Origin of the sequence: Gluconacetobacter asukensis, assembly GCF_014174375.1 — a bacterium.
Classification (GTDB): domain Bacteria; phylum Pseudomonadota; class Alphaproteobacteria; order Acetobacterales; family Acetobacteraceae; genus Gluconacetobacter; species Gluconacetobacter asukensis.
The window spans coordinates 34,178-54,911 of record NZ_JABEQE010000008.1 but is presented as its reverse complement, the minus strand read 5'-3'; the positions used below and the strand labels follow the sequence as shown (position 1 = coordinate 54,911).

Below are 20,734 nucleotides of genomic sequence, written 5' to 3'. Positions count from 1 at the left end.
CTAACCCGTGATTTCGAGATGTTTTCTGACACCCGCCGTCAGGATGATGCCAAGGCCGAGTAGCAGCGCGGTCATCCATGTATCATAGAAAAGATCGTACCTTACGCTGGCCCCCATGCCGAACTGGCCGCCCCGGATCATCTCTACATTGTTAGCCATGGGCGACAGCATCAGAATCCACTGGTAACGAAGAGGAAGCCACGCAACCATGATAAACGCACCGGAAAATGGAAGTGAGAGATAGGAAATAACGGTTACGATTTTTTCAAAAAGATCGGACATCTCGCTTACAGATGCCGTCAGAAGAGCGGTAGCGAAGGAAAAAAAAGATTGATAGACCAATCCCAGAAGGAGAAGACCATAATCCTGTGGCGGTTTCATGTAACCGAGCCCGATGGCGCTTCCCATCACGAGAACCCCCGCCATAAGAGTTCCGATGACTTCCAGAAATGTGCGTGCCGTGATGATGTCGAAAGGCGTTACCTGTCGATGAAAGAGCAGGCTGCCGTTGGATTCATAGGCCTTCACTGCGCGTCCCATACAATGGCGCCACATGGTTAGGGGAACATATCCCGTCACCACGATTGCCGTCATGGCCAGCCCATGCTCGCGGGCCGGGCGGATGGCCGTCCACAAAATGGCAACGCCCGCACAAAAAAGGATGGGTTCGCCGACCACCCATAGGAATCCCAAATTATCGCGCCCATAGCGGGTATGGATTTCCCGCAGGATAAGGGCGTGAATAACCTTGTACTGAAGTTTGAAATGGGAGAGGAGCGTATTGCTCCACTGCGATTGCTGCCTCATGTGATCCTGTGCTCCCGCGCACCTGCGACGAGAAGTCGGCCCATGACATAGGCGCCGTAGAAGCAGAGGATGGAAATTGCCATGACCTCGATTGTCGGCGGGTAGGCAGGATAATCGGGTTTGTCGGGTTGCGTCACTTCCTCAAGGAACACCATCTGATGGTCTGCGCGCGCTTTGGCGCTCTGCAATGACGTAACTTCGGACGCCAGGACCTGCTGCAGAATCTGCCGCTGGATGGTCAGGCTGTCATACTCGGTCAGGCGCGGTACCAGGGACTGCGGGTCTCCCGTCAGGCGGGCGGATGCCGTATCCAGTTCCTTGCGCAGGATATCGATCTGGTGCTGATAAACCGCGATGGCAGGGCTGTCAGGCGCCGTCTGGCGGGTTTGATCCAGGCGCATCTGGGTGGCGGTCAGCAGGGACTGCAGCGCGTATTGTGTGGACACCAGCGGCGTGCTCTGCCTTTCCGGGTCGATCATCGCGCTGGTATTGCGGAAGGCCGCAAGGCGGGTTTGCAGGTCGCGCATCTCGCCCAGTGTTTCAGTGACTTCCTTTTGCGCGGCATCTACCAGATTCGCCCGCTGCCGGCGGTTGATATCATTCACCAGATCTTCCGCGGCAGCGATGAGTGCTTTTGCGATCCGTTGCGAATCATCCGCGCTGAAGGTCCGGACCGTCAGAACAGAGAGGGAGGTATCGGCGTCGATCTGTGCCTTAACGTGCCGCTTGTAGTATTTATAGAAGCTTTCGAGATCCCGCCGCGAATACCAGTTGGGGAAGCGGGCTATGAAGTCTGCCTCCTGGCGCGAGAACACCCGGGCAAGATCATGATTGCGGAGAAGGAGCGCCATGGCGTCGCGCGAGACCAGATAATCCTGCACCGCAAAGGTATCGTCGCTGGTGACGGATTCACCCGCGCCGGTCTGCAGCATCATCGTCAGCGGCAGGCCGCTGGCGCTGTGTTCGCCACGCACCATGAAATGGGCTTCGGAAATATATTGCGGAGTGGCAAGGCATGTCAGGTACAGGAACAGCAGGATATTGGGCACGATAACCGTAAAGAAAAGCCCAACCCCGATCTTGTTCTTCACAAAGGCCACGCAGGTTTCGTAAGCCTTCGCCGAACGAACCGGCCGGGATGCCTGCGTTATGGCCAATGAGGAGTATTCCTGAGATTCATCTGACATCGAAAAACTTTCCTGCCCCAACCTTATCAATAACCGCCCGTAACCCGTCGTGGGGAGGGCGTCCTGGCCGTGCCTAGTGCGCCATGTATCCCGCAGTGATACCGGGCTGGATGATCGTGCTGATAAGGCCGAACAACTTATAGAATTCATTGGCCTTGGCGTTGGAGAAGTACAGCATGTCCTTGTCTCTCATGACAAAATGCTGGCCAAGAAAGTAATTGCCGGGGTTCATCATGTCGATCTGGTAAACGATCGGTGTGGAGGGCTTGCCCGGAGCCACCGGCAGCCCCAGTCGCCTGACGATATCATTGTCTTCGTATCGCAGAAGGAAAATCCCATTGGGATCGGCCCGCTCATCAAGGGGCCCCCCAACCCGGGCGATGGCTTCCGCCAGGGAGAGTTCGGGCACCGTGAACGGCACTTCCGACACCTTGCCCGCCGCACCGAAAACCGTAAAGGTCCGGGGCTTGTAGATGACTTCTACACGATCGCCCGGGTGAATGGTGATGTTCTGCGAAGGGTCGTTCTCCGGCACGCTCATTGCCACCCGAACCACCCGGTCGCCGCGTGTCAACTGGATGATCGAATCCTCGGGCGGGTGGCTGGTGCCGAGCGCCAAGGCGATAACATCCATGATGCGCTCGTGCGCGGGGGTCAGCAACACGCGTCCGGAGCGTTTGACGTCGCCGTAGACGATAGCCGAGTTGGTCACGCCCTGAACGATACGCACGATCACTTGCGGTGATTGCGACTTGCGGGCGAGGGCCTCACGCACCATCGTTGCCGCCTGGTCCACCGTGCGCCCGGCCACATTCAAGGTTCCCACATAAGGCACCATGACGGTTCCCGTGGCGCTGACGTTCAGGGGGGGCAGGTTGCTCAGCGTGGCGGTGGCGCTACCGCCGTGTGCATCCTGTCCGCTGGTGCCGCCGGACAGGATTGTGCCCGTACTCTGGCTGCTGCTCGTTTCGCCGGACAGGGCGGAGGCCATGGACGTGCCGCTGGCATTGCTGCCGCCACCGCCGAACAGGCTGTTGCCGAGTTCATAGATCGAAATCTGGATCGTATCGCCGGGGCCGATCATGTCGTTGCCGGTGGCGCGATCGGTTACCCGGTCGAGAGAGGAAAGCGGCGTTGGAGATTCACTGGCCAGAAGCGTCAGCAGATCGGCGCTGATCTGCACGATGCCGAAGCCCATGGCATTCTGCTTGGGGTCTTTCTGCACCTTGATGATATGAGATTCCGTCGGCCCGCTGCTGGGTAGGGAACTGCAGCCTGACAGGAGGAGCAGACCGCTCACCAGAACGCCGGACAACTGTGCCGCCATCCGGTATGGAGCGGGGTGGCTGCGCAAGCGGCAGTGTTCAGGAATCATATTAACCACGCGACATACCACCAAGATAAAAACTCGTCTCTGGTCAGATTGCCAAAGCTCTATGTCAAAGGTTGGACAGCTTGACAAGAAAATGCCCAACGGAGCCCGCTCAAGCTTGGGGCGCGGGGTAGAGTGACGACGATCGCCGCGAGGATGCGGACCACGCTTTACGCCAACGCATAACGGGGAACGGCTTCGGCACGATGACTCGCCTCGCCGTCTTCGTCATGCGTGACGAATTCCCGCAGATTCTGGCTACCCGATAGAGGAAGATTGAGAGAACGATCCCATCTCTTCACGCGCTCAATCCCGGAAATCCACCGCAACCGGAACGTGATCCGATGTCGTGGGCCAGTCGCGGGCATCGCGCAGTACCGTCATGCCGGCCAGATTGTCTGTCAGGTCGGGGGTAATCCAGACATGGTCCAGGCGGCGGCCGCGGTTGGAGGCCTTCCAGTCGCGGTTGCGGTAGGACCACCATGTGTACAGCTTTTCATCCGCCGGCACGAAATGCCGCATGGCGTCGACGAAGCCGTTTTCCTGCCAGGCCAGTAGCCGTGTGGTTTCGGGCGGTGTGTGGCTGACGACGGTCAGCAGTTGTTTGTGGCTCCAGACATCCTGTTCCAGCGGTGCGATGTTCAGGTCGCCGACCAGGATGGTGCGGCGGTTGGTGCGGCCGGCGAACCAGGCTGTGGCTTCGTCCACGAAGGCCAGCTTGTGCGCGAATTTGGGATTGGCCTCGGGGTCGGGAATGTCGCCGCCGGCGGGAATGTAGAAATTATGCAGTTCGACCGCTTCGCCGCCGAGTGAGAACGACGCCGCGATGTGGCGGCAATCGCCGCGCCCGCACCAGTCCGGCGTGTCGTCGAGCGAGGTCAGCGCCACGCGCGACAGGATCGCGACGCCGTTATAGGCCTTCATGCCGCGATAGAGCGTGTGTGTGTACCCCAGCTCGCGGATCGCATCGGCAGGGAACAGGTCGTCCGGGACCTTGGTTTCCTGCAGGCAGATGATGTCCGGTCGAAGATCCTCGCCCAATCGGGCGAGCAGGGGCAGCCGAAGGCGGAGCGAATTGATATTCCACGTCACGATGCGCATATCAGTGGCATTACCCATCATACGCCGACTGGCAAGAGCGATTCCCGCTATCACGAACAAAACGGGATCGAATCGCGGGTGATCGGGTAGATGTTGCAGGCAGCTTGTGGTGGGCGGGAGCAATCCTCGGTTTTTCAGCGGATTACCTGGAGTTCATCGAACATCAAGGTCGTGTTGGAATAATTTTTATCATTATCAGTGGGTTATTTTTCTGTGCTGTTTTTTTATGCAATCCAAGTCGGGGTCAGGAAAACTGCCCCCCCCACGATTCTGCCCGTGCCTGCTCCACAGACTTATCCACATGATCGGTGGATGAATGAGGGGGCGGCCTGATGGACGGCGACGCGACCGCCACCCCGCGCCTCCGGGGTGTCGAGGCGATTCAGCAGGCCCTTCAGACCATGCCGCTCTCGTCCGGCGTCTATCGCATGATCGGCGAGAAAGGGGAGGTGCTGTACGTCGGCAAGGCGCGGATTCTGAAGCGGCGGGTAACGTCTTACACCCAGCTGGGCAAATTGCCCGAGCGGCTGCGGCGCATGGTGTCCGAGACGGTGGCGATGGAAATCGTCACCACGCATACCGAGGCCGAGGCGCTGCTGCTGGAAGCCAATTACATCAAGCGCATGAAGCCGCGCTTCAATATCCTGCTGCGCGACGACAAGAGCTATCCGTGGATCATGATGAGCGACGGAGACGTGTTCCCGCAGATCGCGAAGCATCGCGGCAAGCTGGTCAAGGGGGCGTCCTACTGGGGGCCGTTCGCCTCGGCCTGGGCGGTCAATCAGACGCTCAACCTGCTCCAGCGGGTGTTCCTGTTGCGGTCGTGCTCGGATGCGGTGTTCAACGCGCGTACGCGGCCATGTCTGCTCTTTCAGATCAAGCGCTGTTCGGCGCCATGCGTCGGACGCATCGACCAGGCGGATTATGCCCATCTGGTGGAGCAGGCGCGGGCCTTCCTGTCCGGCCAGCGCAACGGCCTGCGCGATGAACTGGTGCGCGAGATGGAGGAGGCCGCCGCCAGCTTGGCCTTCGAGCGTGCGGCAACCATCCGAGACCGCATCCGGGGCTTTGCGGCGATGCAGGATTCGTCGGTCATCAACCCCGCGTCGCTGGAGGATGCGGACATCGTGGCCATCGCCCAGGTGGCGGGGCAGTCCTGCATCCAGGTCTTCTTCATCCGTGGTGGCCGCAACAACGGCAATCGCGCCTTCTTTCCCCTCCATGCGCGTGACGAGGCGCCGGGTGAGGTGCTGGGCGCGTTCCTGTCGCAATTCTATGATGACAAGCCGCCGCCGGCGCAGATCCTGCTGAATTGCGAGATCGCCGAACATGACCTGATGGCCGACGCGCTGGGCATCAAGCGCGGCCGGAAGGTCGAGATCCTGGTGCCGCAGCGGGGCGAGAAGCGTGCGGTCGTCGAGCACGCCGAGACGAACGCCCGCGAGGCGATGGAACGCAAGATGGCCGAAAGCACCGCCCAGGCGAAGCTGCTGGACGGGGTGGCCGAACTCTTCGGGCTGGACGCCGCGCCACGACGGATCGAGATCTACGATAACAGCCATATCATGGGTGCCAACGCTTATGGCGTGATGGTGGTGGCGGGGCCGGAAGGGTTCGACCGGCGGAGCTATCGCAAATTCGCGATTCGCGGGCCGATCACGCCGGGGGACGATTTCGCGATGATGCGCGAGGTGCTGGAACGGCGCTTCAGCCGCGCCCTGCGTGAGCGCGAGGCGGAGGGTGGCTCGGCCGACTGGCCGGATATCGTCCTGATCGATGGCGGGGCAGGCCAGTACTCGGCCGTGCGGGCGATCCTGGACGAGCTTGGCGTGTCGGACGTGACGCTGGTGGCGATCGCCAAGGGGCCCGACCGGGATGCGGGGCGCGAATGGTTTCATGTCGCCGACCGCCCGGCCTTTCAGCTGCCGCCGCGCGACCCGGTGCTGTACTATCTGCAGCGGCTGCGCGACGAATCGCACCGTTTCGCCATTTCCACCCATCGTGCAGGGCGATCGAAGGCGCTGGTGAAGTCGGAACTGGACGAGATCCCCGGGGTCGGCGCGGCGCGCAAGCGTGCGCTGCTCAACCAGTTCGGCTCGGCGCGGGGCGTGCGGCAGGCGGGGTTGGCCGAGCTGGAGGCGACGCCGGGGATCAACCGCGAGACCGCGCGCGTCGTCTACGGGCATTTCCATCCTGGCTGGAGCGGCGCATAGCCCCGGGGCGATGGGCGGCGAGATGTGAGCGATTTCTTCATCAGACCGGCGTGAAGTACCGTTCCTGTTCGCCGTGTCTTGCTGTACGGTGCCTCCCGATGTTGACCGACCTGCCCAATATCCTGACCCTGTCGCGGATTGGGGCGATTCCCGTCCTGGTCGCCCTTGTGGCGATGGGCAGCGCGATGACCGATTTCGCGGCGTGCCTGCTGTTTATCGCGGCCGCGATCACCGACTATCTGGACGGGCGGCTGGCGCGCGCGCGCCAGCAATATTCGGAGCTTGGGCGGATGCTCGACCCGATCGCCGACAAGCTGCTGGTCGGTGCGTCGCTGATGATGCTGGCCGGCACCGGCCATCTGCCGTTCGGCGGATTGTATCCCGCCATCATCATCCTGGCGCGGGAAATCCTGATCAGCGGGATGCGCGAATTCCTGGCCTCGACACGAGTCAGCCTGCCGGTGACGCGGCTGGCGAAGTGGAAAACCGGCATCCAGATGACGGCGATCGGCTTCCTGCTGGCGGGGGACGGGACGGGACGGCTGCTGCATATGCCATGGCTGCCGGTCGGCCTGATCGGGTCGATCCTGCTGTGGATTGCGGCGGTGCTGACGGTCGTGACCGGGTGGGGATATCTGGTGACCGCCATGCGGCATATCAGCCGGCATGATGGTGCGTCGAAAATCGCGTCCTGATTGTATCATCATATTTCATGCCACTTGTGGTTGTGGAGACGAATGGGCAGACTTCCAGTCGCTGGCGGAACAGGGCGCGGCGGAGGGGAATGATGATGCGCAGGGCGGCGGTGCTTTCACTGCTGGTATTGCAGACGGGCTGTGCCGGTTTCGGCAAGCTGATGGCCGATGATGCAACGTTTCCAGGGGCCAACCCAAACCTGCCGGCGGGGGATGCGGAGAATCTGCGCCGCGCCCGGGGGGAAGTGGTGGCTGAACGGCCGATCCTGCCCCAGGGCGGCAATATGTGGCCCGGTCCGCCCGCGCCGTTGCCAACCCTGGGCGATGCAACGCGCGAACATCATGGAGCGGATGACGGGCTGCCCGCCGATGCGGCGACCGGCCCGGACCTGCCCGAAGGCGGTACGCTGAGTGCGGGCGAGCAGGCCGAGATCCACGGTGGCGTGCAGGATTTCTCGGGGCGGGGGATGAATCCTTTGGCTGGGCATGCGGATGCAGCGCCGGCCCGGTCTGGCCAGACCGCGTCTACCATCGTCATTCCCAATGGCGACGGCACCAGCACCGTCATCACCCCGGATGGGACCGTGAAGACGGTGCGGGACACGCCGGGCGTTTCCCGATAGGACAGGCGGGCGAATGAACCGCAAGGCGGTGTGGCGATGACAGGAGAGGCAGCGTGCATGGTGGAGATCCTGTATTTCGCCTGGCTTCGGGATCGGCTGGGCCGGTCGGGGGAGACGCTTGTACTGTCCGGGGACGAGGCGCCTTCAGTTCGTGACATCATGGATGGGTTGCGCCGGCGCGGCGCGGCCTATGAAGAGATATTCGGGGAAGGGGCCGGGCCGATCCGCTGTGCCGTCAATCAGGAATTCGCGGCCCTCGATTCGCCCGTGCGTGCCGGGGATGAACTGGCCTTCTTCCCGCCCGTGACGGGCGGATAGCCGATGCAGGTCGATATCCGGATCCAGGAAGAGGCGTTCTCGGTGGATGCCGAGATCGCGCGGCTGGCCGGAGTGGGATTCGATGTCGGTGGAATCGGCCTCTTCATGGGGTTGGTGCGGGGCGATGCGGGGCTGGCGGCGCTGGTTCTGGAACATTATCCGGGCATGACCGAATCGATGATCGGGCGAATCGTGGCGCAGGCCGGCACCCGATTCGGTCTGATGGCCTGCACCGTCATCCACCGGGTAGGCCGGTTGCCCGTCGGGGCCCCGATCGTGCTGGTGTTATGTGCAGCGGCACATCGAGGAGCCGCGTTGGACGCGACGGGGTTCGTGATCGACTGGCTGAAGACACAGGCTCCCTTCTGGAAACGCGAGGAATATCCGGACGGGCAGGCGAAATGGGTCGCGGCGCGGGAAAGCGACGAGGCAGCCGCTGCCCGGTGGGACGCAGGCGGGCCGGCGGAAGCGTGACGGTTTCGACCGCCAGCCCCATGTGGTGCCGCGTGTGGCACCGATGCTGGAAGGCGAAGAAAAAAAACTTTTTGCTTGACGCGGAAAGTCCTCATCTCGCCGCAAAACGGGCCCTTGCCGTCCCTTCATCTTCATATATCTAGTGCGTTCCTGGTTGCCCTGACGCGATATGTAGCGTCATAATGCTGCCCGGGACACTAGGCATAGACGCCGTGTTCCGGCGATTTTCACGGAGATGATGGATGAGCCTGGATGACGTATCCGGAACTGTGTCTGATCGTCCGGCAGAGGAGCGTGGCCTGTTTCAGGACCACGAATCCGGCCAGACGCCCGACATGTTCGATGATGTCGTCCAACTGCCCGGCCACCATCCGGTACGGGTCAACCGGTCGCGCGATGCGCTGCTGACGCCGTTCGGCAAGGCGACGCTGGATAATCGCTACCTGCTGGACGGCGAGAGCTACCAGGACCTGTTCGGGCGGGTGGCATCCTATTACGGCGCCGATCCGGGACATGCGCAGCGGCTGTACGACTATATCTCGCGCCATTGGTTCATGCCGGCAACCCCCGTGCTGTCCAATGGCGGGACGACGCGCGGCCTGCCGATCTCCTGCTTCCTGAACGAAGCGAATGACAGCCTGCGCGGCATCGTCGATCTGTGGAACGAGAATGTCTGGCTGGCCAGCAAGGGCGGCGGCATCGGCTCCTACTGGGGCAATCTGCGCTCGATCGGCGAGAATGTCGGCCGCAACGGCAAGACCTCGGGCGTGATCCCCTTCATCCGCGTGATGGACAGCCTGACGCTGGCGATCAGTCAGGGGTCGCTCCGCCGGGGTTCCGCCGCCGTCTACCTGCCGGTCTGGCATCCCGAGATCGAGGAATTCATTGAAATCCGCCGCCCGACCGGTGGTGACCCGAATCGCAAGGCGCTGAACCTGCATCACGGGGTGCTGGTCTCGGACGCCTTCATGCGCGCCGTGGCCGAGGACGCGGAATGGGCGCTGCTGTCGCCCAAGGATGGCGCGCATATTCGCCACGTGTCCGCACGGTCGCTGTGGATTCGCATCCTGACGGCGCGGATGGAGCAGGGCGAGCCCTACATCATCTATTCCGACCATGTGAACAACGCGCGGCCCGAGCACCACAAGCTGGCAGGGCTGGAGGTCAAGACCTCGAACCTGTGCGCCGAGATCACGCTGCCGACCGGCATCGACCATCACGGCCAGGAACGCACGGCCGTCTGCTGCCTGTCCTCGCTGAACCTGGAAACCTGGGAAGAGTGGAAGGACGACCCGCAATTCATCGAGGACGTGATGCTGTTCCTCGACAATGTGTTGCAGGATTTCATCGACCGGGCGCCCGACGACATGGCGCGCGCGAAATACGCGGCCTCGCGCGAGCGGTCGGTCGGGCTGGGGGTGATGGGCTTCCATTCCTTCCTGCAGGCCAATAACGTGCCGTTCGAAAGCGTGATCGCGAAGGTCTGGAACAAGCGGATTTTCAAGCATATTCGCGAGAAGGCCGACGCGGCGTCGCTCAAGCTGGCGGAACTGCGCGGCGCGTGTCCGGACGCGGCGGAATATGGCGTGATGGAGCGTTTTTCGAACAAGCTGGCGATCGCGCCGACGGCATCGATTTCCATCATCGCGGGCAATTCCAGCCCCGGGATCGAGCCGATCGCCGCGAACGTCTTCCTGCAGAAGACGCTGTCCGGCTCGTTCACCGTGCGCAACCGGCACCTGACCAAGCTGCTGATCGACAAGGGGCAGAATACGGACGAGGTCTGGTCGTCGATCACCCTGAGCCAGGGGAGCGTCCAGCATCTGGATTTCCTGACCCAGCAGGAGAAGGACGTCTTCAAGACCGCCTTCGAACTGGATCAGCGCTGGGTGGTGGAGCATGCGGCCGACCGCGCCGGCTTTATCTGCCAGGCGCAGTCCATCAACCTGTTCCTGCCGGCGAACGTGCATAAGCGCGACCTGCACCAGATCCATTATCTGGCGTGGAAGCGGGGCGTGAAGTCGCTGTACTATTGCCGTTCGCTGTCGATTCAGCGGGCGGACACCGTCAGCAACGTCCTGGACAAGAGCGACGTCCTGGTCCCCGAGCCGGCACCGGCCGCGTCGGCCACGCCGACGTCATCCACCAATTACGACGAGTGCCTGGCCTGCCAGTAATCCGATAAGGCGGCGCGAGCCGCCTGTCGCCTACGAACGGTTGCCGCATTGCTGTCGCGGAGAAGACGACATGACCGAACCCCTCAACGCGCCCCAGCCCGAGGGCGAAACCCATTTTGACCTGCTGACGGCCAATCCGGTCTACAAGCCGTTTCGCTATCCGTGGGCGTACGATGCGTGGCTGACGCAGCAGCGCGTGCACTGGCTGCCGGAAGAAGTGCCGCTGGCCGACGATGTGAAGGACTGGCACCGCACCCTGACGGAGAGTGAGCGGCATCTGGTTACCCAGATCTTCCGCTTCTTCACGCAGTCGGACGTGGAGGTGAACAATTGCTACATGAAGCATTACAGCCGGGTGTTCAAACCGACTGAAGTGCTGATGATGCTGTCTGCCTTTTCGAATATCGAGACGATTCATATCGCTGCCTATAGTCATCTGCTCGATACGATCGGCATGCCCGAATCCGAGTATTCCGCTTTCCTTAAGTATAAGGAAATGAAGGATAAATATGACTACATGCAGGAGTTTTCGGTCGACAGCAAATACGAGATCGCCCGGACGCTCGCGGCTTTCGGCGCCTTTACCGAAGGGCTTCAGCTCTTCGCGTCGTTCGCCATCCTGCTGAATTTCCCGCGCTTCAACAAGCTGAAGGGAATGGGGCAGATCGTCTCGTGGTCGGTGCGTGACGAGACCCTGCACTGCCTGTCCATGGCGCGGCTGTTCCGCACCTTCATCCATGAAAATCCGGAAATCTGGACCGAGAAGCTGCGCGAGGACATTCGCCAGGTCTGCCGCGACATTGTCGACCACGAGGACGCGTTCATCGATCTGTGCTTCGAGATGGGCCCGGTCGAGGGCCTGGATGCCGATCTGGTCAAGACCTATATCCGCTTCGTTGCCGATCGCCGCCTGAGCCTGCTGGGGCTGGATGGGATGTACAATATTCCCGCCAATCCGCTGCCGTGGCTGGATGATATGCTGAACGCCGTCGAGCATACGAATTTCTTCGAAAACCGCGCGACGGAATACAGCCGCGCCTCGACCTCCGGCACCTGGGAAGAGGCGTTCGAGGAGAGCATCTTCCAGTCCGACGGCTAGCAAGACCGGACGCGGGGAGGGGCCTCCTCGCGTCCGAATGTCAGCCCTGTTCTGCGCGGTGACAGACGGCCTCGATGTGGTTCCCGGCCGGATCGATCAGGAAGGCCGCGTAGTAACAGGGATGGTACTTCTCCCTTAGTCCCGGTGGTCCATTGTCTGATCCACCGTGAAGAAGCCCCGCCGTCCAGAACGCGTCGACCACGGCGCGGGTGGGGGCTTTGAAGCACCAGTGCCGGCGCGGTGCGTCATCCAGGGGCGGCCCGAGGCGGATCGAGAGATAAATCCTGTCGGGATGTCCTGAATCGCACCGCTCCCCATAGCCGATCCAGCCATTCGCATGATCGGACGCGACTTTCGGCACGCCCAGCGCCGCAAAAACAGCGTCATAGAACGGTTCGGCCATGGCCAGGTTCGACACTGTGATCGAAACATGATCGAGCATAGTGGACCTGCATAGGGGTGTAGCGGGCTACCAGGAGCCTTGTGCTGGGACATTACAATGTCCCTGAACGGATAAAGGTCTTTTTGCTTCTTTTTCTTCAGAAAAAGAAGACGTCAGTCACGACGAGATGCCATCCAACGGCGCCCCGTCGCGCAGGATGGCCTCGGCTTCCGGCGTGAAATGACCGTCTGCCCGATGCAGTGTCATCCCGGGCAGGAGGGCGGCGTCGCCCCGGCCGCCGACCCGTCCCTGGACCAGCACGATTCGGGCCGGGCGTCCGGCCTTGGGCCAGAAGGGGATCAGCCGGATCGACCCGATACCATGCGCGCGCATGGCCGCGATTGCCGTGTCGAGCGAGGCGGCGGGCAAAGCGAGGGTCAGCGTGCCGTGATGGCGCACCTGTCGCCCCAGGCTGCGGACCCAGACATTCAGCATGTCGCTCGTCCCGACACGCCGCGCGATGTCGCGGCGCGGGTCGGGTGATGCGCTGGCGTCAGCGCGATGCCAGGGCGGGTTGGCAAAGGCGTGGTCGAACCCGCCACCTTGCGCGGGGCATTCGGGCAGGGGGGGCAGGTCGGGCAATGTCGAGCAAAGCGCGCGCAACCGATCGAAACCGTTTTCGTTGAAATTGGCCTGGGCCAGCATGGCGGTGCGGGCATCGCGCTCCACGCCCACGCCGGTCATGCCGGCCACGCGCCAGGCCAGGCACATCAGCCCGGCACCCGCCCCGCATCCGCCTTCCAAGATGCGCTGGCCGGGGCGGGCAGGGATGGAGGCCGCCATCAGGACGGGCTCCAGTCCGGTGCGGTAGCCATGGCGAAACTGCCGGTAGCGGAGCCGGCCGTCCAGCAGCGTTCCGTGGCTCAGGGCTTCGATGGATGCGTCGTCCGCAGGACATGCCAGATCCGGCGTCGGCTCATGTATGATGTCCTTCGGCTTGACCGTCATTCTCACGCCGCTCATATGTTCTACAGACCAATCCAACGGAGCCGGGGAGTTTAACCTTTTGGGCGTTACAGTCACCCTGCCGGAATCCGAGAAAACGGCAACCGCGAAGCATTCCGGCCCCGGCGCCTCGGCGCAGGAGGGGGCGGAAGCTGCCCTGAGCGCGTTGTCGAGCTATCTGGCCGAAGACATGGCCGCGTGCAATCGCGCGATCATCGAGCGGATGGACAGCCCCGTTGCCCTGATTCCCCAGCTGGCGGCCCATCTGGTGGCGGCCGGCGGCAAGCGGTTGCGCCCGTTGCTGACGCTGGCATCGGCGCGTCTGTGCGACTATCCGGCCGGCCCGGACCATCAGCGCCATGTTGCGCTGGCCGCGTGCGTGGAGTTCATCCACACTGCGACGCTGCTGCATGACGACGTGGTGGATGAAAGTCAGCTCCGGCGCGGGCTGGCCAGCGCCAATGCCGTGTTCGGCAACAAGGCGTCGGTGCTGGTGGGCGATTTCCTGTTCGCCCGGTCGTTCCAGCTGATGACGGATGATGGCTCGCTGAAGGTGATGGCCATCCTGTCCTCGGCTTCGGCTACGATCGCCGAGGGCGAGGTTCTGCAGATGTCGACGCAGAACGACCTCTCCACCTCGGTCGACCAGTATCTGACGGTCATTCACGGCAAGACGGCCGCCCTGTTCGCCGCCGCCTGTCGGGTGGGCGCGGTGGTGGCCAAACGGCCGGATGCCGAGGAACTGGCGCTGGAGGCCTTCGGCACCAATCTGGGCATGGCGTTCCAGCTGGTCGATGACGCGCTGGATTACGCGGCGGACCAGGCCGTGCTGGGCAAGACCGTGGGCGACGATTTCCGCGAGGGCAAGATCACGCTCCCGGTGCTGGCAGCCTATGCCGCCGGCAGCGAGGAAGATCGCCAGTTCTGGCGGCGGGTCATCGAGGAGAGCGAACAGGCGCCCGAGGATCTCGACCACGCCCTGGCCCTGATCGCCCAGACCGACGCCATCGGCGTCACACTGGATCGTGCTGCCGCCTATGCCCGTGCGGCGCGTGAGGCGCTGGATATCTTCCCCGATACCCGTCTGCGGCGCCTGCTGCAGGATACGGCATCCTACACCGTCAGCCGCGCCCGCTAAGGGCCTGACTGGAAGGGCGCGCTGGCGGTCCGGCGCGCGTTTCCTCGGCACGGGGGCACGGCCATAGAGGGGCGGGCTGTTCAGCTCTTTCGTCTCATCGGATTGCACGCGGATAATGGCGTCCAGGCAGGCGCGATCGGTCAGATCGCGGCCTGTTCCTGGGCGAACAGGGTTGGCGATCCATAGCCCAGCGCGGCCATGGTGGTTGTCATGCGCGCGGGTTCCGCCGGCATGGCAGTGAAGAAGGCCTGGTCGGGGCGAGAAGTGCCCTCGGGCCGAGGCGGGAGCGCCCCCAGCACCGTTGCGGTCCGGCGCGCCACCGCATCCGCCGGGTCCAGCCAGATCATCCCCGGGGGCGAGGCCGCGCGGAAGGCGTCCATCAGGAACGTGTAATGGGTGCAGCCGATGCCGACCACGTCGATCCGGTCGCCGCCGGGCTGCCCGAACAGGGCCGCCAGTTCCTGCTGGACGATGTCAGCCGGGATCGGATGGCCGCGAAAGGCGCGTTCCGCCAGATCGGCGAGTCCCCGGGCACCATATGCCAGCAGGGTGCAGTCGGGGGCGTAACGCTGTTGCAGGTCGCGCAGATAGGGCCGCCTGACGGTCGCCCGTGTGGCCAGCAGCCCGATTGTGCGGCTCTGGCTTAACGCGGCGGCCCATTTGATGGGGGGAACGCAGCCGACAAAGGGAATGTCATAGCGTTCCCGCAGCGCGCCCAGCGCCAGCGTGCTGGCGGTATTGCAGGCGATGACGATCAGATCGGGCGCGAGGCGGGCAATGGCCTCTCCCATCAGGGTGACCACGCGATCGATCAGCGCGGCATCGTCCTGCTCGCCGTACGGATAGATCGCCGTGTCGGCCAGGTAATCGACCGGTATGCCGGGGAGTCGGGCGCGAAGCGCCCGAACGATTCCGAAGCCGCCGATCCCCGAATCGAATGCGAGAATCCGCTGCGTCATGGCAATGGGATCAGCCTTGGCCCTGTGCGCTCTTGAAGGCCAGGGCCTCTTCCAGGCTGGAGACGCCGCCATGCCGGCCGGACCAGCCGCACGGGTCCTCGAGGAAGCGCCGGACCTCGGACGCGTCCTTCTCCGAGAAATAGGGCTGCCCGGCACAGGCTTCCAGCACATCCCACCAGGTGCACAGCGCGTGCAGCGAGATGTTCATGTCCGCCAGCGTCCGCAGCGACCCGGGGAAGACGCCATAGAAGAAGACGACGAACGTATGGTCGACGATCGCCCCCGCGTCGCGCAGGGCGCGCGCGAATCGGATCTTGGACGAGCCGTCGGTCGTCAGGTCCTCGACCAGCAGGGTCCGCATGCCCTCGGGCACGTCGCCCTCGATCTGCGCGTTGCGGCCGAAACCCTTGGGCTTCTTGCGGACATAGGCCATGGGGGCCATCATCCGGTCGGCGATCCAGGCGGCGAAGGGGATGCCCGCGGTCTCGCCGCCCACGACGGCGTCGATGCTTTCATAGCCGATATGCCGGCCGATCTTCTCCACGCCCAGCTCGACGATCTTGGCCCGGGCGCGCGGGAAGAAAATGATGCGCCGGCAGTCGATATAGACAGGCGATTTCCAGCCCGATGTCAGCGTGTAGGGATCTTCGGGACGGAAATTGACCGCCTTGATTTCCAGCAGCAGCTTGGCGGTGGTCAGCGCGGCGTCGCGGTCCCAGGCGGATGAGCCTGACGAGACGCCCGTGCCGTACCCTGTCGAATCGTTCATCTGGTGTGTCTTTCCGGTCCGATATCGTAGGAAAACGAGGTGGAAGAGCCTTAGCGGGATCGATCGGGAAAATCTATCGCGCGGTAGACATCATTCCATCCGAATCCCATCTGTAACGCGCCAGGCGAGGGGCTGGATCGCGTGCGGTCGGAGGGCGGTTTCTCTTGCCGGAGGCGGATATACTCGCTAGTATAACTGTAATTGCAAATCGTTCGCAATAAGGATTTAAAACCGTGGCGCCAGAAAACGGCCGGATCACACGAAACTGCGAACGGGCGGTGGTCACCGCGTACCGGGAATTGCGGGAAGTCGGGACGGGCGATGTTTCGGCGTTCCATGCCTGCACCACCCTGTATCGCATCCATCACCCCGAAGCGTCGCTGAACGAAGCCCGGCGCCTGGTTTCCGAATGGATCGACCATCATGTGGTGCGCGCGGACAAGGGGCCGACGGCAGGATGCGACTGTCCCTGACAGGCTCCCACGCTGAAAGCGGGCAATGAAAAAGCCCGGCGGCCCATTGGCCGCCGGGCTTTTTTCATGAGACGGACGGGCGTCTCTTCCCGGCCCTGACAAGCTTGCGCGAGTCTTCCGATCTGTCCGGGTGCAATCCCGGACAGATCGGCTTCAAGCCTCAGCCGCGCTTGGCGAGCGGCACGAAGTCGCGCTCGGGCGAGCCGGTGTAGAGCTGGCGCGGGCGGCTGATGCGCTGGCCGGGCTCTTCGATCATTTCCTTCCACTGGCTGATCCAGCCGGTGGTGCGGGCGAGGGCGAACAGCACGGTGAACATGCTGGTGGGGATGCCCATCGCCTTCAGGATGATGCCCGAATAGAAATCGACGTTCGGATACAGGCTGCGCTTGACGAAATATTCGTCGTGGATCGCGATCTTCTCCAGCTCCACCGCCAGGTCCAGCAGCGGATCGTCCTTGATCCCCAGTTCGCCCAGGACTTCGTGGCAGGTCGCCTGCATGATCTTCGCCCGCGGGTCGAAGTTCTTGTAGACGCGATGGCCGAATCCCATCAGCCGCACGCCGCTGTTCTTGTCCTTCACCTGGGCGATGAACTCGGGGATGTTTTCCTTGCTGCCGATCTTGGCCAGCATCTTCAGCACGGCTTCGTTCGCACCGCCATGGGCGGGTCCCCACAGGGCGGCGATGCCCGCGGCGACGCAGGCGAACGGATTGGCGCCCGTCGAGCCGGCCATGCGAACCGTCGAGGTCGAGGCGTTCTGCTCGTGGTCCGCATGCAGGATCAGGATGCGATCCATCGCCCGCGCCAGGATCGGACTGATCTTGTACGGCTCCGACGGGTGCGCGAACATCATCGACAGGAAGTTTTCCGCGTAGGTCAGGTCGTTGCGCGGATACACGAAGGCCTCGCCCTGCGTGTATTTATACGCCCAGGCGGCGATCGTCGGCAGCTTGGCGATCAGGCGCACCGCCGAAAGGTTGCGGCTGGCCGCGTTCGAGATGTCGTTGGCGTCGCTATAGAAGGCCGACAGCGCGCCGACCGTGCCACACAGGATCGCCATCGGATGCGCGTCACGACGGAACCCGTTGAAGAAATTGCGGATCTGTTCGTGCAGCAGCGTGTGCGACTTAAGGGTCTCGACGAAACTGTCATGCTCCGTGCTGGTCGGCAGTTCGCCGTTCAGCAGCAGGTAGGCGACCTCGGTGAACGTGGCCTGCTCGGCCAACTGCGCGATCGGATAGCCACGGTGCAGCAGGACGCCCTTGTCGCCGTCGATGAAGGTGATCTTGCTGGTGCAGGACGCCGTCTCGCCATAGCCGGGATCGAACGTGAAGACGCCCAGATCGGCGGTGATCTTGCGAATGTCCAGCACGTCGGGGCCCAGTGTTCCGGAATGGACCGGCAGACTGGCTGTTTTACCTTCTAGCGAGACGGTGGCCACTTTTCCTGACTCGGTCATCAAACTCTCCTCTTGGTCGTTCGCCGCCGTGCGAGCGGCCATTCTCATCCCCAACCTGCGGACACCTGTCTTCTGCGTGACAGTTTGCGACGTATTGGTCCGGCGCCATGTCCCGATGCAGGCATGCGCCGAGATAAGGACGAAACGGCTAGCGTGGCAACTCTGCGTGCGAGGGGGCGCTTACCCCCTCAATTGCATAGCGCACGGGTCAGAACGGCCTGTTTGCGTGCCAGGGTATGCCAGGGGCCATGCACCGTGAAACAGGCCAGGGAGGCGACAGGAAAGCCCCGGATCAGGATGCTCTTGTCCGGGTCGTCGATGGCATGTCCGGCCAGGTCCATCACCAGTTGGTACAGATCCGGATTGTGACCTATCACAATGATATTGTTAAAGTTTTCAGGCGTCTCCTGAAGGACTTCCAGAATGCTCTCGCTGCCGCATTCATACAGCCTTCCGTCCTGGCGCACCTGCGGCGCGGCGGTGGTGGAAAACGGTCCGAACGCGGCATAGGTTTCGCCCGAACGCATCGCCGGGCTGATCAGGACCAGCTCCGGGATGAACCCGATCTCGCGCAGTTGTGTTCCGCGTTCGTGCGCCTGGCGGCGTCCGGCGGGGGTCAGGGGGCGCCCGAGGTCGCTGGACGGGCTGGGGTCGCCATACGGTCCGGGAAAGGCTTCCGCGTGGCGCATCAGCACCAGCGTCCGTGTGGGGGCCGCCGGGGCCGCGGGGTCTGACGCCGTAGCCATCAGACGGCGCCGGGCGCGGCGGATTTGCGCGCGATGGCTTCGTGGTGGCGGATGACCTCCTTGATGATGAAGGCCAGGAACTTCTCGGCGAAGTCCGGGTCCAGCCGCGCCGCTTCGGCCAGTTCGCGCAGTCGCGCGACCTGCTGGGCCTCGCGAGCCGGGTCGGCGGGGGGCATGTTGTGGCGCGCCTTCAGTTCGCCCACGGCCTGGGTGTGCCGGAAACGTTCGGCCAGCATGTAGATCAGCGCGGCATCGATATTGTCGATGCTCTGGCGAAGCCCCAGCAGCATCTCCTGGGCGCCCGGCGCCTTGATCGTCTGGTCGATGGCCACGGTATCGTTCACGTCAACATGCTCCTCTCTGTCGATCGTGACGTTATACCGTGTTTCAGTCCTCGGCGGGCAGATCGATCCATGCCAGATGGCCGCCTTTTCCGGCTCCGGTGTCGGTAAAGACCGATCGCCCCCCGGCGCGACCGGCCCGCACCCAGGGCCGGCCGTCGGTCGAGCGGCGGTCGTGCCCGCAATAGACGGTATAGCCGGGCGGAATATGATCGACCCAGTTCAGCCTGCGTTCCGGATAGCCGTCCTTGCGCGTGCGGCCCGTGGTTTCGCCGAACAGCGCGCGCGACAGCAGGGGAGTGACCTCCCCCAGGCCCGGCGGCGGAGGTTCGTCGAGCATCCGTGAATGGAAGCCGCCATGCACGAAGATCCGCCGTCCCAGCACGATCCACGGGGGCGCGTGCGCAATGTCCTGCACCGCCCGGTGACAGACATCGTCATTCTCCGGCGCCTGGAACTGACGGACGGTCTCGTTCAGCGCGGCGTCGAACCGCAGCTTGTGGCCGGCCAGTGCGCGCGCCAGCTTGCGGTCGTGGTTTCCCAGGATGAACAGGCCGCGCCCATCGTCCAGCAGGCGCTGCATCAGCCGGAAGGTGCCGACGCTGTCCGGGCCATGGTCCACCAGATCGCCGAGCTGGATGATGAATCGTTCGGTTGCCACCGCGTGTTCGAAGGCCCGCAGGTCGCCATGCACGTCGCCGACCACCCGAATCGGACGCCCGGCGATCAGTGCTTCCAGCGCCCGCAGATCGCGCCACATCTCGGCCCCCTCCACCGGCAGAGAGGCCGACGCAGGGAGGTGGGACGGTTTCCAGACGGTGTCGTCAGTGGACGGATTGCGATTCAGTGGCATGGGGCTTCGGTCTGGGTGAAGGGGACGATAGGCCTTTCGTTGGATATGGGGTGACGGTACGGGTTTTGCCATCTGTCCGCCGTCGATGCCCCAGAGCATATGGCCGGCGCATGACCAGCGCATGGCTGCCAGTCGATTTTTATTCGGACGGTGCCAGCCAGCCGGGGTAGCGGTTGGCGATCCTGATGATGAGCCGGTCCACGCCGCGACGGAGCAGCGCCACGTCCTCGGCCAGCAGGATCAGTCCGAGCGGCAGCATCCACACCCCCAGGATCGGCAGAAAGGACAGCAATCCTCCCACGATCAGCAGGAAACTCGCCAGAATCCGCGCCGGGCGGCGGGATGGAACACGCAGCCAGTCGATCGCCCTGCGCAGGCGCCCCGGCATGCGCGTCAGCGCCAGTTTCACCAGCCGCTCATGTTCATCTTTCGGGTCGCTCACGATACACATGGTCGGGGATAACACTCTTTTGTTGTGACGGGTCTGCCAGGAAAGAGAACAGATGGCGTGTCGGGCCGGCCTGGCTCCGATACGCTATTCCG

The 20,734-nt window shown here is 63.2% G+C and carries 22 protein-coding genes; 9 read left to right on the top strand and 13 right to left on the bottom strand.

From position 1 onward, the window contains the following. The 4 genes from HLH35_RS10575 to HLH35_RS10560 form a co-directional block, all read right to left on the bottom strand. Entirely contained in the window at nucleotides 1-807 is an 807-nt protein-coding gene (locus HLH35_RS10575; RefSeq protein ID WP_182979103.1) for an ABC transporter permease, read from the bottom strand. Continuing rightward, nucleotides 804-1,994 carry a capsule biosynthesis protein gene (locus HLH35_RS10570; RefSeq protein ID WP_246385020.1) on the bottom strand — a complete coding sequence of 397 codons (1,191 nt, stop codon included), beginning with the start codon at nucleotides 1,992-1,994 and terminating at the stop codon, nucleotides 804-806. Before HLH35_RS10570 ends, HLH35_RS10575 begins: the two co-directional genes overlap by 4 nt. A gap of 73 nt (nucleotides 1,995-2,067) precedes the next feature. Further along, nucleotides 2,068-3,309, bottom strand: a complete 1,242-nt coding sequence (locus tag HLH35_RS10565) for a polysaccharide biosynthesis/export family protein (protein WP_246385019.1) — start codon at nucleotides 3,307-3,309, stop codon at nucleotides 2,068-2,070. Nucleotides 3,310-3,672: 363 nt separating this feature from the next. Next, nucleotides 3,673-4,467 carry an exodeoxyribonuclease III gene (locus HLH35_RS10560; protein WP_182979102.1) on the bottom strand — a complete coding sequence of 265 codons (795 nt, stop codon included), beginning with the start codon at nucleotides 4,465-4,467 and terminating at the stop codon, nucleotides 3,673-3,675. A 332-nt stretch (nucleotides 4,468-4,799) separates the two neighbouring features. Between HLH35_RS10560 and uvrC the strand changes: the two genes are divergently transcribed. From uvrC to HLH35_RS10525, 7 genes are all read left to right on the top strand, one after another. After that, entirely contained in the window at nucleotides 4,800-6,680 is a 1,881-nt protein-coding gene (gene uvrC, locus HLH35_RS10555) for an excinuclease ABC subunit UvrC (RefSeq protein ID WP_182979101.1), read from the top strand. A gap of 98 nt (nucleotides 6,681-6,778) precedes the next feature. Then, a complete protein-coding gene (gene pgsA, locus HLH35_RS10550) occupies nucleotides 6,779-7,375 on the top strand; it encodes a CDP-diacylglycerol--glycerol-3-phosphate 3-phosphatidyltransferase (RefSeq protein ID WP_182968477.1) in 597 nt (198 codons plus the stop codon). 89 nt (nucleotides 7,376-7,464) lie between these two features. After that, nucleotides 7,465-7,998, top strand: a complete 534-nt coding sequence (locus HLH35_RS10545) for a hypothetical protein (protein WP_246385018.1) — start codon at nucleotides 7,465-7,467, stop codon at nucleotides 7,996-7,998. Nucleotides 7,999-8,055: 57 nt separating this feature from the next. After that, entirely contained in the window at nucleotides 8,056-8,316 is a 261-nt protein-coding gene (locus HLH35_RS10540; RefSeq protein WP_182979100.1) for a MoaD/ThiS family protein, read from the top strand. Between the two features lie 3 nt (nucleotides 8,317-8,319). Beyond that, on the top strand, nucleotides 8,320-8,790 hold the full coding sequence (locus HLH35_RS10535) for a molybdenum cofactor biosynthesis protein MoaE (RefSeq protein WP_182979099.1): 471 nt from the start codon (nucleotides 8,320-8,322) through the stop codon (nucleotides 8,788-8,790). A 242-nt stretch (nucleotides 8,791-9,032) separates the two neighbouring features. Continuing rightward, on the top strand, nucleotides 9,033-10,967 hold the full coding sequence (locus HLH35_RS10530; protein WP_182979098.1) for a ribonucleoside-diphosphate reductase subunit alpha: 1,935 nt from the start codon (nucleotides 9,033-9,035) through the stop codon (nucleotides 10,965-10,967). Nucleotides 10,968-11,037: 70 nt separating this feature from the next. Further along, the gene (locus HLH35_RS10525; RefSeq protein WP_182979097.1) at nucleotides 11,038-12,066 is read left to right on the top strand and encodes a ribonucleotide-diphosphate reductase subunit beta; all 1,029 of its coding nucleotides are present in this window, start codon (nucleotides 11,038-11,040) and stop codon (nucleotides 12,064-12,066) included. Nucleotides 12,067-12,106: 40 nt separating this feature from the next. Here the strand turns inward: HLH35_RS10525 and HLH35_RS10520 are convergent, their stop codons facing one another. Both HLH35_RS10520 and HLH35_RS10515 read right to left on the bottom strand, forming a co-directional pair. Then, nucleotides 12,107-12,508, bottom strand: a complete 402-nt coding sequence (locus HLH35_RS10520) for a VOC family protein (protein WP_182979096.1) — start codon at nucleotides 12,506-12,508, stop codon at nucleotides 12,107-12,109. Between the two features lie 117 nt (nucleotides 12,509-12,625). Further along, on the bottom strand, nucleotides 12,626-13,456 hold the full coding sequence (locus HLH35_RS10515) for a tRNA1(Val) (adenine(37)-N6)-methyltransferase (protein ID WP_246385017.1): 831 nt from the start codon (nucleotides 13,454-13,456) through the stop codon (nucleotides 12,626-12,628). A 58-nt stretch (nucleotides 13,457-13,514) separates the two neighbouring features. On the opposite strand from HLH35_RS10515, the gene HLH35_RS10510 reads away from it, so the two are divergent. Beyond that, complete coding sequence (locus tag HLH35_RS10510) at nucleotides 13,515-14,591, top strand: polyprenyl synthetase family protein (protein WP_246374339.1); 1,077 nt, start codon at nucleotides 13,515-13,517, stop codon at nucleotides 14,589-14,591. Between the two features lie 140 nt (nucleotides 14,592-14,731). Here HLH35_RS10510 and HLH35_RS10505 read toward each other — a convergent pair whose 3' ends face one another. Next, nucleotides 14,732-15,550, bottom strand: coding sequence for a glutamate racemase (locus HLH35_RS10505; protein ID WP_182979095.1), 819 nt, complete (start codon nucleotides 15,548-15,550; stop codon nucleotides 14,732-14,734). A 10-nt stretch (nucleotides 15,551-15,560) separates the two neighbouring features. After that, entirely contained in the window at nucleotides 15,561-16,319 is a 759-nt protein-coding gene (locus tag HLH35_RS10500; protein WP_182979094.1) for an orotate phosphoribosyltransferase, read from the bottom strand. A 233-nt stretch (nucleotides 16,320-16,552) separates the two neighbouring features. On the opposite strand from HLH35_RS10500, the gene HLH35_RS10495 reads away from it, so the two are divergent. After that, complete coding sequence (locus HLH35_RS10495) at nucleotides 16,553-16,792, top strand: hypothetical protein (RefSeq protein WP_182968469.1); 240 nt, start codon at nucleotides 16,553-16,555, stop codon at nucleotides 16,790-16,792. Nucleotides 16,793-16,952: 160 nt separating this feature from the next. Here the strand turns inward: HLH35_RS10495 and gltA are convergent, their stop codons facing one another. The 5 genes from gltA to HLH35_RS10470 all read right to left on the bottom strand — a co-directional run bounded on the left by gltA (nucleotide 16,953) and on the right by HLH35_RS10470 (nucleotide 20,642). After that, entirely contained in the window at nucleotides 16,953-18,251 is a 1,299-nt protein-coding gene (gltA, locus tag HLH35_RS10490) for a citrate synthase (protein ID WP_182979093.1), read from the bottom strand. Nucleotides 18,252-18,439: 188 nt separating this feature from the next. After that, on the bottom strand, nucleotides 18,440-18,997 hold the full coding sequence (locus HLH35_RS10485; RefSeq protein WP_182979092.1) for a SixA phosphatase family protein: 558 nt from the start codon (nucleotides 18,995-18,997) through the stop codon (nucleotides 18,440-18,442). After that, nucleotides 18,997-19,287 (bottom strand): chorismate mutase, encoded by a 291-nt coding sequence (locus tag HLH35_RS10480; RefSeq protein WP_182979213.1) that lies wholly within the window; start codon nucleotides 19,285-19,287, stop codon nucleotides 18,997-18,999. Before HLH35_RS10480 ends, HLH35_RS10485 begins: the two co-directional genes overlap by 1 nt. 97 nt (nucleotides 19,288-19,384) lie before the next feature. Further along, a complete protein-coding gene (locus HLH35_RS10475) occupies nucleotides 19,385-20,098 on the bottom strand; it encodes a metallophosphoesterase (protein ID WP_182979212.1) in 714 nt (237 codons plus the stop codon). A 232-nt stretch (nucleotides 20,099-20,330) separates the two neighbouring features. After that, nucleotides 20,331-20,642: a hypothetical protein gene (locus HLH35_RS10470; RefSeq protein ID WP_182979091.1), complete on the bottom strand. Its 312-nt coding sequence runs from the start codon at nucleotides 20,640-20,642 to the stop codon at nucleotides 20,331-20,333. Nucleotides 20,643-20,734 lie beyond the last annotated feature (92 nt).

What these genes read in the sequence shown, in the direction of transcription:
- gltA (WP_182979093.1), bottom strand. Translation starts at nt 18,251, where the DNA reads ATGACCGAGTCAGGAAAAGTGGCCACCGTCTCGCTAGAAGGTAAAACA.
- HLH35_RS10470 (WP_182979091.1), bottom strand. Translation starts at nt 20,642, where the DNA reads ATGTGTATCGTGAGCGACCCGAAAGATGAACATGAGCGGCTGGTGAAA.
- HLH35_RS10505 (WP_182979095.1), bottom strand. Translation starts at nt 15,550, where the DNA reads ATGACGCAGCGGATTCTCGCATTCGATTCGGGGATCGGCGGCTTCGGA.
- HLH35_RS10520 (WP_182979096.1), bottom strand. Translation starts at nt 12,508, where the DNA reads ATGCTCGATCATGTTTCGATCACAGTGTCGAACCTGGCCATGGCCGAA.
- HLH35_RS10540 (WP_182979100.1), top strand. Translation starts at nt 8,056, where the DNA reads ATGGTGGAGATCCTGTATTTCGCCTGGCTTCGGGATCGGCTGGGCCGG.
- HLH35_RS10545 (WP_246385018.1), top strand. Translation starts at nt 7,465, where the DNA reads ATGATGATGCGCAGGGCGGCGGTGCTTTCACTGCTGGTATTGCAGACG.
- HLH35_RS10575 (WP_182979103.1), bottom strand. Translation starts at nt 807, where the DNA reads ATGAGGCAGCAATCGCAGTGGAGCAATACGCTCCTCTCCCATTTCAAA.
- HLH35_RS10535 (WP_182979099.1), top strand. Translation starts at nt 8,320, where the DNA reads ATGCAGGTCGATATCCGGATCCAGGAAGAGGCGTTCTCGGTGGATGCC.
- HLH35_RS10525 (WP_182979097.1), top strand. Translation starts at nt 11,038, where the DNA reads ATGACCGAACCCCTCAACGCGCCCCAGCCCGAGGGCGAAACCCATTTT.
- uvrC (WP_182979101.1), top strand. Translation starts at nt 4,800, where the DNA reads ATGGACGGCGACGCGACCGCCACCCCGCGCCTCCGGGGTGTCGAGGCG.
- HLH35_RS10480 (WP_182979213.1), bottom strand. Translation starts at nt 19,287, where the DNA reads ATGCTGCTGGGGCTTCGCCAGAGCATCGACAATATCGATGCCGCGCTG.
- HLH35_RS10515 (WP_246385017.1), bottom strand. Translation starts at nt 13,456, where the DNA reads ATGACGGTCAAGCCGAAGGACATCATACATGAGCCGACGCCGGATCTG.
- pgsA (WP_182968477.1), top strand. Translation starts at nt 6,779, where the DNA reads ATGTTGACCGACCTGCCCAATATCCTGACCCTGTCGCGGATTGGGGCG.
- HLH35_RS10560 (WP_182979102.1), bottom strand. Translation starts at nt 4,467, where the DNA reads ATGCGCATCGTGACGTGGAATATCAATTCGCTCCGCCTTCGGCTGCCC.
- HLH35_RS10500 (WP_182979094.1), bottom strand. Translation starts at nt 16,319, where the DNA reads ATGAACGATTCGACAGGGTACGGCACGGGCGTCTCGTCAGGCTCATCC.
- HLH35_RS10485 (WP_182979092.1), bottom strand. Translation starts at nt 18,997, where the DNA reads ATGGCTACGGCGTCAGACCCCGCGGCCCCGGCGGCCCCCACACGGACG.
- HLH35_RS10475 (WP_182979212.1), bottom strand. Translation starts at nt 20,098, where the DNA reads ATGTGGCGCGATCTGCGGGCGCTGGAAGCACTGATCGCCGGGCGTCCG.
- HLH35_RS10570 (WP_246385020.1), bottom strand. Translation starts at nt 1,994, where the DNA reads ATGTCAGATGAATCTCAGGAATACTCCTCATTGGCCATAACGCAGGCA.
- HLH35_RS10530 (WP_182979098.1), top strand. Translation starts at nt 9,033, where the DNA reads ATGAGCCTGGATGACGTATCCGGAACTGTGTCTGATCGTCCGGCAGAG.